General features: G+C 31.5%; 8 protein-coding genes. All 8 read right to left on the minus strand.

The window, feature by feature from the left end:
* Nucleotides 1–17: 17 nt before the first annotated feature.
* Entirely contained in the window at nt 18–524 is a 507-nt protein-coding gene (locus tag AB4J89_RS07745; RefSeq protein WP_368468811.1) for a contact-dependent growth inhibition system immunity protein, read from the minus strand.
* A gap of 591 nt (nt 525–1,115) precedes the next feature.
* Nucleotides 1,116–1,622, minus strand: a complete 507-nt coding sequence (locus AB4J89_RS07750; protein WP_036938372.1) for a contact-dependent growth inhibition system immunity protein — start codon at nt 1,620–1,622, stop codon at nt 1,116–1,118.
* Nucleotides 1,622–3,322: a DUF637 domain-containing protein gene (locus AB4J89_RS07755; protein WP_368468813.1), complete on the minus strand. Its 1,701-nt coding sequence runs from the start codon at nt 3,320–3,322 to the stop codon at nt 1,622–1,624. Before AB4J89_RS07755 ends, AB4J89_RS07750 begins: the two co-directional genes overlap by 1 nt.
* 422 nt (nt 3,323–3,744) lie before the next feature.
* A complete protein-coding gene (locus tag AB4J89_RS07760; protein WP_368468815.1) occupies nt 3,745–4,113 on the minus strand; it encodes a hypothetical protein in 369 nt (122 codons plus the stop codon).
* A 403-nt stretch (nt 4,114–4,516) separates the two neighbouring features.
* Nucleotides 4,517–5,032 (minus strand): SMI1/KNR4 family protein, encoded by a 516-nt coding sequence (locus tag AB4J89_RS07765; RefSeq protein WP_088495953.1) that lies wholly within the window; start codon nt 5,030–5,032, stop codon nt 4,517–4,519.
* A gap of 70 nt (nt 5,033–5,102) precedes the next feature.
* Nucleotides 5,103–5,609, minus strand: coding sequence for a contact-dependent growth inhibition system immunity protein (locus AB4J89_RS07770; RefSeq protein WP_368468817.1), 507 nt, complete (start codon nt 5,607–5,609; stop codon nt 5,103–5,105).
* Nucleotides 5,610–5,612: 3 nt separating this feature from the next.
* Nucleotides 5,613–10,961 (minus strand): DUF637 domain-containing protein, encoded by a 5,349-nt coding sequence (locus AB4J89_RS07775; protein WP_368468819.1) that lies wholly within the window; start codon nt 10,959–10,961, stop codon nt 5,613–5,615.
* 15 nt (nt 10,962–10,976) lie between these two features.
* Nucleotides 10,977–12,518 (minus strand): ShlB/FhaC/HecB family hemolysin secretion/activation protein, encoded by a 1,542-nt coding sequence (locus tag AB4J89_RS07780; RefSeq protein ID WP_368468821.1) that lies wholly within the window; start codon nt 12,516–12,518, stop codon nt 10,977–10,979.
* Between the last annotated feature and the right edge of the window lie 72 nt (nt 12,519–12,590).

A 12,590-nucleotide genomic window follows, 5' to 3' on the forward strand; every position in this document is an offset into this window, starting at 1 on the left:
AATTTAATCCCGAATAATTAAACTTTCCGATTAATACAACGCGTAAATGCTTCTTTTATTGAGGCACCTAAAACCTCGTCACTACAATTGCTTTTTAACGTAATAATTGCGCTATCAGGTATTCCCTCGCCGACCCAATGATCCATACGTAAATGGTTTAGAGGACTAATAGTAATTTCATCATCTGTAAGCTCTAAGCTACATCGATTCATATTATTAAAAAGTGCTGTTTTATTTTTATAATCATACTCTTTAATTATTTTTTTTATCCAGTCTTGATAAGGTTTTTTATCATTATACATTTGATTAAACTTATCTGAACTTCCTTTAATTTGTTCACTTTTAATCAGAGCGAGTTTTGCATAACAACCTAATTCTTCATCAAGAATATCATTAGGTAAAACTTTATAGCCTTTTTTTAGATCCATTATATAGATAGAATGACCAGAAAAAGTTAATAAAATATAATGAGCGTCATTATAATAAACACTTGCTCTTAATTTATTATTTTTTAATTTAAACATTAATTATTCCTCAATAATCGTAATATTAACTTTTATATTTTTTGAAGATGCATTTTTAATTGAATAGCTAATTATTTTCCATTGATTAATTCCTGTCATTCAGTAGTTTATAATCATCTTTACTTCCCTTTTTATAAACAACTTAGATAATTATCGTTAAATAAAAAACCATCACCTAATTGTCATATTAAGCAATAGTTTTTGGATTAAATAATTTTCTCATTAAAATTTAGTAACTAAAATTATTTTGAGTACATACGAGTAAAATAATCATTAATCTTATTATTATCGAGTAATCTATCTTTAGTAAAATCAATATTATCAGAGACTACAACATATTTTCTTAAATCTTCAGGAATATCTTCAATCGAAGCATAAATACTAGGGACAATAAAACGAAAATAATCACCAATTTTATTTTCTCCTTCATACCCTACTGGGCGGTACTCATATAATTCATTAAAAACTCAAAAAAGAAAAATCCCTATCAATTCAATTAAAAATCAAATTAAAAACATTTAATTATTTATTGCCTAATAATTCACATATATATTATATTTCAATTATACAAAAATACTCACTTTCATTAAGTTAAAATCTCTTCGTAGTACACCGACTAAATGCAAGCCGAATACCCAAACCTATCTCATCAGATGAGCTATCTAGCGATAAAATAACCTTATGGGATGCCCCTATTCCTTCCCATCCTTCAAGACTTGAATGGTGAGAAGGTGAAATTAATATTTTGTTATTAGAAAGATAAACAGAACAATTTAGCATATTAGCTAAAAGTTGACGTTTTGAGCGATAGTTATATTTATACTGTAATAATTCTAGCCATGAATCCCAGTTTTTTTTAATATTTTCCTTTTTAAAGAGTTTGTCATATTCCTCATCTTTGAGCTGAGTTCGACTATTCTCTAAAACTTTAATTAAACTTTCGCCAAGCTCCTTATTTGAACATGTTAAAGAAAGTATAATTGATGAAAAATTAGGATCGAGTGTCATTAGCCCATAGCCAGATTCCGTATTTAAGCAAAAAAATTTATCTGTCATTACTATCAAAGCACAATACTCATTATCGTTAATAAACGTCATCATTTTACCTGCGTTATTTTTACTTCAATATTCATACTTTCTCCATAAGCTACCGCACGATTAATTTCAATCCATTGGGCCTTTGTTGTCGATTGTGGTACAGCAAGCCAAATTTCTCGTTTTGCTATCATTTCTGAATGTAAATTAACTCCTGACAATCTATAACCTTCAAATTTTGCAGCATCATCTATATTACTTTTAATTGTATTATAAATTTGTTTTGGTCGATTAAGTTTACTCATCGTTTGAGTATCTAGGCTTTTTGCACTTATTGCTACTTTATCTTTAGCAATATAAAAATCAAATGTTTTAAAATTTTTTGGCAATCTAGTGTGAACAGGTAAGCTTTTCGCAATAGAGTTTTCCCATGACATTCCTTGTGTATTTATATTTCCTCCCCCAGAAGACCATTTCATACCAATTTCAGAAGCAGAAATTGTTTTACTTGCTGAATTTCTACCAAAATATCTAATAGCAAAATCGCTTAATTCTTTAACTAAAAAACCAGCACTAACAAGAAAAAACTGGTTATCTGGCTCTGAGATCCACGATGAAAACTTTAACCAAGAAGGAGTGTTTACATCTATTTTATCTAAATCTTGCGAATTCCAATATTGAACATATTGTTTAGCTATCTCAGTTTGCATTGTATCAGCACCAAGATAGCTAGCCCAATATGGTCTTTTAGTTAATTCAAGTGCATTTTCAATTCTTTTTTTCTTGATCTCTATAACTGCTAACGGATTAGTATTTAATTCAACATCTAGTTTTAAACTATTTTCATTGCTAAAAACTGTATATTTGTCGATTATCTTTGATAGGCATTCAGCATTAGACCCACATTTATGTATTTCTCGATCGAAATCCATCGAAATATCATGAAATAAATGGTTGAAACGGAATATATTCTCAGCTGAACTAGCACCACTATATACACCACCTGGCTCACCAGTAAAAACACCACCGGCAATACCACCAAATAATCTAACAAATTGCGCTTGTGATTCTGATTTTCTCTGCCATTCCTCAGCCTTAATAGTGTTATCACCCAATGAAATAGCCGCAATTTCAGCAGCTAAGCTACCTATAACTGCACCATTAATATTTCCTCCACTAATTTGGGCAGATAAACCAGATAATGTTGCATGACTTAAAACCTTTCCTGCATGCCCTAATACCGCGCCATTATCACCAATTAAATTGGCGCCTTCGGCATGAAGCTGACTACCGATATTGCTTAATAGTGCGGTTTTAAAATTATCAATAAAACTGCCACCTTGAATGGCAGTGCCCAATGTTGAACTAACGACTGAATGAGAGGCTACGCGTTGTGCAACTTGATTCCATGTTGCGCTATCGGTCGCAAGTAACTTGCCTGTTGAAGGTAATGTTCCACCTTGGATTGCCTGATCCCAACCCATAAATTGGTCAAGACCCTGAAGTGCCCCTGCAACCACCATACTCGTCACCACAGACTTGACCGTGTCGCTACGCCCCAGTGATTCAAGTGTTTTAGAGATATTGCCTTGGTTTTCAGCTAAAGAGACCGCCGCTTGCGAAACTAAAGAGGCAAAATCTGCTTGTGCTGCAACCGATGCTGTTGAAGCCACGCTTGCTGAAGCGCCCGCCGCAATGGTTGCTTTACTTGCCATTCCACCAATAGTCGCCGCGGTTGCTGTACCATAAGTGGCAACTCCCACAGCAATAGCGATAACCGCACCAACAACAGGATTTAATTGTTTTGTTTTATCATCCCAATCAGAATAGGTATCCTTGACTAAATTCCAATTGACGTTTTGATGATGTTGAAGATCTTTAAGCCATGCATATTCTGGAGTGTTACTTAAAACTGTTAATGCTTGTTCTAGTGATTGTCCTTTTTGAGCTTTAATATCAGCAAATATTCCTTTTAGGAGGATTAATTTTTAATTTTCCGCCAATATAAAGTTCAGGTAATTACTACTATCCTTTATTAATTATTAACATAATTAGTTTTATTAAAAATAAAACCAGATAATATAATTATATTTTTATTTAGACATATGATAAAAAATCACCTTACCCACAATTAGAATAAGGTGATTTTATTTAGCACCCATTTAAACCATATAATTTCATATCATTAAATTTCAATCAATTCACCAATAAAATCATATTTTAAAATGTTATTTATATTCTTTTTTGTTGATTTATCAATTAAATATTTTAGATAACCATTAAAATCCCAATGAGTATTTTTTATCACTTCTTCATTTTCATCATACTGATAGACTTTATTTGGATTATCTGAATAAGTTAATAAAAATAGATGTTGCGTTTCTGACTCTATCGAAAAAAAGAAAGGTTTCTTATTTAATAAATCGTGTTTTTGTATGCCACAAAGTTCAGAACAACTACCTATTTGAAACTGCACATGATCTCTGACAGAAAAACTATTACGGTAAAATAACAAAGAAGAATCACCAAAGAAACCGCCACTGCAACGCCCCATACAACTTAGAAAATCATATAGTTGTTCTGTTACGTTAATACGATATAAACGTTCAATTTTTTTTATCTCATCATCAGAATACCCCTTTATTTTATGAATATTGATAGGAAGCTCTGGATAGACAGTATGTAAATAATTTATTAATTGATTTTTTTCATAGATAAATTCATATAATGAAAAATCACCTTACACATAATTAGCATAAGGTAATTTTATTTAGCATCCATTTAAACTTTTCGACTAATACAACGTGTAAATGCTTCTTTTATTGAGGTACCTAAAACCTCATCACTACAATTGCTTTTTAATATAATAATTGCACTATCAGGTATTCCTTCGCCGACCCAATGATCCATACGTAAGATGTTATTTGTGGTTTACACTCAATATCAAAGCTAATTTTTTATAGTCTCAACAAATCACCTGAAAAATAAACTGGTGTAGGAGTTATAAAGCTCTCGTTATAAGAGCTAATTATATGTCCTAGATATTCATTAAAATTTTTATCTAATGCTCTTACCTTATCTTCATTTTCATCATAATGATAAACTAAGTTAGGCTGTTCTGAGTACGTTAATAGAAAATAATATTGAGTTTCTGATTCTATTGAAATAAAAAATGGTTTTTGCTCTAACATATCCCACAACTCCAGATTATATAACTCCTCTCTTAAGCCGTATTGGAATAGAACATGCCCTCGTATAAACCATTCTTTGTAAAAAATGAGAGGATCATCCCCAAAAAAGCCACCACTACAACGCCCAATACAATTCAAAAAATCATAAAGTTGATCAGTTACTTTAATATCATAAAGACGTTCAATTTTTTTTATCTCATTATCAGAATATCCCTTTATTTTATTTATAGGGAACTCTGGATATATAGCGTGTAAATCATTTATTAATTGATTATTTTTCATAGAAAAATTCATATAATAAAAAAATCACCTTACCCATAATTAGCATAAGGTAATTTTATTTAGTATCCATTTAAATTTTACGACTAATACAACGCGTAAAAGCTTCTTTTATTGAGGCACCTAAAACCTCATCACTACAATTGCTTTTTAACGTAATAATTGCGTTGTTAGGTATGCTTTTACCAATCCAATTATCCAATCGTAAGTGATCATAAGGAATAATAGATATGATACCATCAGTCACATTTACACTACATAAGTTCATATTTTTGAATAGTGTCGTTTTATTTTTATAATCATACTCTTTAATTATTTTCTTTATCCATTCAGAATATGATTTTTCATCATTACGCATTTCATGATATTCAGATGAATTAGCATCTAATATTTCGCTTTGGATTAATGCGTTTCTTGTAAAAAAACCCAAATCAGCATCAAGTGGATCTTTGGATAAAACCTTATAACCTTTTTTAAAATCCATCAAATAAATACCACTTTTTGAAAGGGTTATTATAATATAATAATCATTGTTAAAATAGACATTTGCTCTTGAATTATTTCTTTTTGATATAGACACTATTTACTCCTCAACTATTGTAATATTAATCTTAATATTTTTTGAAGATGCATTTTTGATAGAATTATTTATTGCATCCCATTGTTCTTTGGTTGTTCTTGCAGGAACACCTAGTTCTAGAGTTTTTGATTTAACATCACTTGGTAAAATCTCAGCTCTTCCCTTTCTTTCTCCCGAATATTTATCTATAGTTGAAATATATGTATTTAATGTGTTTTCTATTGATTTTGGATTTTTAATCCTTGAGGCTGTTTGGGTATTTAATGTCTTTACACTAATATATTCATCTGTCCTATCATCATAATAGTCGAAAGTTTTAGCATTAAGATGTAATCGTGTAAGCCGTTTATTTGATAGACCAATGTAATTCTCAAATGTCATTCCTTGCTCTACTATTGTACCTTGATACATCCATTTCATTGTTATTTTATTTCCTGATTTGTCAATAAAATAAATATCATTTATTGGTATAAACTGCGTTTTATTGGCATTAAAACTTATAGGACCATAAATTCTATTACCATTACGCCTAGTTATTGACGCACCTATTGCAATTACTGAAGTTAAGTTTTCAAGTGTTTTTTTATCCCATCCAGTAAACTTACTCGCATTTTCAATCCATTGATTTCTTGAAAATGTTTCACTATCTGTTAATTTATCGGCTTCAGTGTAAGTAAATAATTTAATTTTTTCATAACCACTAAATAGTGGGTAGTTCCCACCTATTCTTGTTCTCTCTTTTGTAATCCAATAATCTGAAAGTAATGAATCTTCTACATGTGTATATGGGTATTTTTTCATTAATGATTCATAATAATTCCTTTCAGATGAATCTAATGATTCCTGAGCAATGCAATAAACTTTTCGGCAAGAAGAAGCTAATAAGCGCTCTAATTTATTTTTATCTCCATTTGCTAATTTATTAATTGCTTTTGTTTCTTCTAAATGAAGTTGTCGATTATAACGTTCTACTAACTCTGCTGAATTAGCCGCACTAATAACCCCCTCCGCTTTACCTGTTGCTAGTAAGCCAGCAAAAGCACCAACTAGACGACTTCTTTGAGCTTGCTGTTCTCTCCACTGCTCTGTCTTAACTAAATTATCGTTGAGCGATATCGCCGCTATCTCTGCCGCCAATGCACCAGCAACTGCACCTGTAACACTACCTCCTGCAATTTCTGCACTAACACCTGCTACTACCGAATGGCTTAAAACCTTTCCTGCATGACCTAATACCGCGCCATTATCACCAATTAAATTGGCACCTTCGGCATGAAGCTGACTACCGATATTGCTTAATAGCGCGGTTTTAAAATTATCAATAAAACTGCCACCTTGAATGGCAGTGCCCAATGTTGAACTGACAACTGAATGAGAGGCAACGCGTTGTGCAACTTGATTCCATGTTGCGCTATCGGTCGCAAGTAACTTGCCTGTTGAAGGTAATGTTCCACCTTGGATTGCCTGATCCCAACCCATAAATTGGTCAAGACCCTGAAGTGCCCCCGCAACCACCATACTCGTCACCACAGACTTGACCGTGTCGCTACGCCCCAGTGATTCAAGTGTTTTAGAGATGTTGCCTTGGTTTTCAGCTAAAGAGACCGCCGCTTGCGAAACTAAAGAGGCAAAACCTGCTTGTGCTGCAACCGATGCCGTTGAAGCCACGCTTGCTGAAGCACCCGCCGCAATGGTTGCTTTACTTGCCATTCCACCAATAGTTGCTGCGGTTGCTGTACCGTAAGTGGCAACTCCCACTGCAATAGCGATAACCGCACCAACAACAGGATTTAATTGTTTTGTTTTATCATCCCAATCAGAATAGGTATCCTTAACTAAATTCCAATTGACGTTTTGATGATGTTGAAGATCTTTAAGCCATGCATATTCTGGAGTGTTACCTAAAACTGTTAATGCTTGTTCTAGTGATTGTCCTTTTTGAGCTTTAATATCAGCAGATATTCCTTTAGGCGCATCAATAGTCAGTTTTCCACCAATATAAAGTGTCGGTAATGCCCAACTCTCTTTGATATATCCCTGATTGCGCTGAGTAATATAAATATCTTTTGAATTAGTAATAACTTGCTTAAATGCTGTATTTTTAACTGCTTTAAAATTAATTTTTCCTGTTTTATTGGTTAATTTTGCATTCTTCGCTGTTTCTAGTTTGCTCGCTTCTAAGGTAATATCATCTTTAGCAAATAAATTAATATCGCCATTAGCGATAAACTCGGTAACTTTATTATTTGTATTATGACGTTTTTTCGTGTATTTCTTTTTGGTAATACATAAAGTCCATCGATTACATTTTTTATTCTCTTCTTCGTAATAACTCGATTCCTCCATCGCTTGTGCGTAAAGAAATCCACCTTTAGCTGCAATATCTATCTTTTTATTGGCAGTCAAATTTGATGCCTGAAATAAAATACTGCCTTCAGATAATAGAGTTAAATTATTGCCACTATTAATTTCAGTACTGACTTGTTTGTGATTTTCTTCTAACTTAGAGCCCGACTCTTTACGAAAATGTGTTTTTACTGATCCCAATTGAATATTACCACCACTGGATATCGTAATGTCACCATCTGATTTGAGTGAGCTTCCTTCTGTTATTAACGCACCTGATGACGCAATAGAAATGCCTTTATTTCCTGTAATAGCCGCTGTACTATACTGAATATCTTGAGCATCTTCGTGGGGATCTTTGATGGCAGAATAAGCATTTGCACCCAGTTTTATATTCCTACCAGCTAATACAATGACTTTATCTTTTGAATTTAATACTGTTGAACTTAAATCAATATCACGCGCTGCATTTAAGATAAGGTTATTGTCTGAAAATAATTTAGATTGTAATTGAGGATAATAAATATCACTAAAGAAAGGATCGGCTTCTTTTATTGATTTTGAGGCAAGGAAAATATCCTGCCCTGCATTAAAGGTTATAGCTTTATCGCTGTGATATTTTATTCCTTGACTAATAATATCTTTACCAGCCGTAAATGTAATATCACCTCGCGTTTTCCAGCTTTCCGTTTTTGATAATGCAGACTCTTTATTATACAAATGAAAATATGGTAATATCTTAAAAAGTTCCGATTCATTTCTCTGAATTTTTATATCACCTTGTGAAATTAAGCTTAAGAAGTTAGCATTATTAATTTCAATATTATTAAAAGTTATATCTTTTCCAGATTGAAATAAAATAGAATCAGAGACATTAATAGCCGGTGGAGTTAGAACATTATTTTCATTAAATGCAGAAATGGGATTTAATGTATAATCAATGTTTCCATTCTTAGCAAGAACAACACCGTCTTTTGCTGTTAGATCTACTTGGTTAAGCTCTATATTTTTATTTGAAATTAAGCTTAATGATTTTTTAGATGAGAGGTGTGAATCTTTTACAATAATATCTCCACTAGAGATAACAGATAGTTCATTATTTGAATTTATATTTGACGATATATTAATAGAATTAGAATTAATCAATATGTTATTAGCTAAAAAATTATAACCTGAGTGTAACTTGTTTATTGATTTTTTTATTGGTAAATACTTAGATGGGGGATTTGCTTCTATATTGATACTATTTTTAAAATCTAAAACCAAATTACCTTTCGATAATATCGTAGAAAAACTTTTTCTATCAGGTGACCAAGAATAAAACTTATTAAGTAGTTCAAATTTCAACGGCTCCCTTACATAAAGAATATCATAATTACCATCGTCATCCTCTTCATCTACATATACACCGAGATCTTTATATGAAGTCTTATACCTATACCATAAATTTAACTCTCCAGGCATTAAATTTGAAATAACAGCATTACTTCCTGTCAAAATAGTATTTTCATTACTATGTATCACACCTAGGTTATTAATCAATTCATTAGCATTAATGTAAATGTTTTTTCCTGAATCAATATGTCCTATAAAATCACTATAATTATATTTATATCTTTCTGTATTAATAATATCTGTACTTGTTAAATCTAGGTAACCAAACCATTTTTCATATGGAAAATTTTCCAACACAGGATAATATGTATTTATAGAAACAACGCCTTGGCTATTTCCCCAATATGATGCAACAAAACTTTTTCTAGCAGTAGAGTTTGCTTCGACATTTAAAAAAGTTGGTAATTCATTTAAAGATGTATTAACCAATTTCTTAGTTCTAATAATCAAATCACCCTTTTCTGTTTTTATCGTGGCTGATTGATTTTCAATTAAAGTGCTTGGATCACCCTGCGCATTTCTCTGTATCCATAAATTATCTTTCGCTTGAATAAGTGCCTTTTCACCTTTGTTAGTGAGTTTATCTGCAAATAAACGCATATCTTTCTCTGAGATAACTTCACTATGATTAATCAGCGTATTAGTTGCTAAAGTAATATCTCTTTTTGCTTTTAACTTTGTATTACTATTAATTTGTAGTTCTTTACTACTAACATTAATATCTTGTTCAGATTGAATATTGCCATTAAAGGTAATTTTTCCATCAACAGTTATATTCACACTGTTTTGATTTGTCTGAATATTACTTAAATTAACACCAATACCTTTTTCTGTACTGACTAGACGGATTTGATTGGCATACATTCCACCTAGCGCTTTCGTATCAATAGAAAGTATGGGTTTAACACCTTCACCATTAATGCTATTTACTGTACCTTTATCAAAATCGATACGGTTATTTCCTTGCATTAAAGAAAGGTTTTTAGCGTTAATTTTTCCATTTAACTCAATACTACGGCTGATAATGTCAGCATAATCCTGAGCTTGGAGATCTATACCTTGCGTGCCAATAACAACACCGCCTTTTTTCACTTCTATTGCCGAATAGGCGCCTTGAGGATTAAAAAGAGGTTTTCCTGTTGTGAGTGTAATTGCTGGGGTATTTATAAACGAACAACCATCACACGTAATACCATTTGGATTAGCAATAACAACTTTCGCTTGTTCTCCTGCAACTTCCAATTTTCCTTGTAATTGTGAGCGCCCATTTCCCACCACTTCATTAATAATTAAATGAGCAGCACTTCCTTTTAAATTAGTATTGGCATTCACTTGTTTGGCTAATTGTGTATTAACAGAAGTTGTCGCATTATTAATTACAACACCTTGCTTGCTAACATTGAACGAATGAAACTTATTATGAGAAATACCAAGATTATTCGGTGTTGAAATATTAATAATTGGAACAGTATTTTGCTGATTAACTTTAATCGTTTTATCGGAGGGTGTAATTGCTGAGCTCCAAGCTGGATGTAATGGATAAATAGCAATTACATAAGCGATGCTATAACTTATTAAACGTTGTTTCCAAGAAATATCCTTTTCACACATAAAAACTCCTAACATTTAAATAGAAAGAGAAATAGACCAATAAAAAGACCAGCAATCTGGCTTTAATGATTTTGGATAAAACATAGGTTTATTAATTAATATCTGGGAAGAAAAAGTGGAATGATAGAAAGAAGCACCTATAGCACTTCCAATTATTTTATTCTTTTCTGTTTCATATTGATCTGAATGGGCGACACCATAATCAAGTGCAAAAATAAAATTCCATTTACTTAAAAACGAAGTTATTGGTGATATATTTATTTCATTGCGCCAATAAAACCCATTATTAGCATTAAAATTTGTTTCTTTATACCCACGAACAGCCTTTATTCCATCTATTGCTATTTTTTCCGAGCCATAAAGATTATCAGGCGTATATTGACTATGAAATGAAGTGAGATAAGAAAACTGCTCAGTCAATAAATATTGATAGCTTAAATTTAAACTCAATTTTCGATAATGACTTCGAGGTGAATTATCAGCAATATAATCAGGTGTCGCACCCAAAAGAGAGATCCCAAACTCAGCAGTTGGATTAATAATTAAATATCCATTATGTAAACTTAAAGTATATTCAGGGCTAAATGATAAAGAAGTCAATGTGGGACTATTTATTAATAATTTTTGTTGTGCTAACTGCGTTTTTGCTTTCTTATGCTTTAACGCTCCCTTTAGTGTTACTCGTTGTTTATTATCTCGATAGACTAAACGACTAATATCAAATTGCTGATCTTTATTTTTGTTTTTATAAATATACTTTTGATTATCTTGGAAAGAATAAGATGAACTACTATGAGATAACTGGTATTGATAAAACCAGTAACCATAAGGGATATTCACACTTGCAGTATAAGCACGAGAATAATGAGTATAAGGGAAATCTGTATTTGTTTTTAGTGAAAAAATCCACTGCTCACCCAAGCCAAACAAAGAATCTATTGTTGTTGTATTAGTAAGTAAGATCTTTCCTGTTGTTTCTGTTCCCGAATTATCAATTGTTAATCGATTCTTTAAAGGAAGTTTTTTAGCTTTTCGATTAATGGTTACAGATGAATATCCCACACTATCGCTTGGTTGAATATCCAAGGTATATTGCGTTGTTGTTAATCGATTAAGCTGTTCTAATCCATGTTCTAAATCTCGTAGATTTAAAATTTTCTCTTTGAAGGAAGGAAAAATAATATCAATTAATCTAGATGAAACACCATTGATAGAAATATCTTTTATTCTACCTTCAATAATCTTTATTACTAACTTATGATTAGAAAGATCTTGCTCTGGAATAATAGCTTGAGAGGTAACATAACCTTTTTTAATATAATTATTAGTAATTGATTTAGCGATCTCTTGCATATCATTTAATGTTAGACATTGTTGTAGATACGGCGAAATTACTTTAGATTTCTGTCTATAATCTAATAGGGTATTTCCTGTAAGATCAACTTTATCAATAAGAAAGCATTTATTGTTTACATTTCCATCATTCGAAGAAAAACTATTTTTACTAATGAGTAAAAATATAAATAATAATAGGTTTGTTTTTTTAAATTTATGCATATATAAGTCATCCTTAAAGAGATGTTTATATATTTACATAGGAAACGCATTTTAAAGGTTATCATTAAATAG

Source organism: Proteus sp. STS61-E (genome assembly GCF_040932335.1).
GTDB classification, from domain to species: Bacteria; Pseudomonadota; Gammaproteobacteria; order Enterobacterales; family Enterobacteriaceae; genus Proteus; species Proteus mirabilis_B.